At 39.0% G+C, this 318-nt stretch carries 1 pseudogene; it reads left to right on the plus strand.

From position 1 onward, the window contains the following. Positions 1 to 127 precede the first annotated feature (127 nt). Positions 128 to 318, plus strand: a pseudogene (locus HC176_RS19825) (4-phosphopantetheinyl transferase); the annotation flags it as partial.

Below are 318 nucleotides of genomic sequence, written 5' to 3' on the forward strand. Positions count from 1 at the left end.
CCCCCAGTCTGCAAGGGAAATATCTTTAACTTTATACTTAGTATAAGGCACCGTTTTCGTTGACATATTATTATATTTGATTACGTTTTTCAGAACTGCAAAAGTACAGAATATCTAAGAGTTTTTTATGCCCCTTTACAAAACAATAACAATAAATCCCGCAACTAAAGTCCTCATTTGGAAGATAGAAGAGCCATTTGAAAAACTTAGTGAGGGAATGGAGCTCACAACTCATTGTAGGCAGCGGGTGGAAGGCATGAAAAGTGACTTGCATCGACGCGGATTTATGAGTGTGAGACATTTACTGGCTGCTGCAGG

The sequence above is a fragment of the Tamlana crocina genome, from assembly GCF_012037625.1.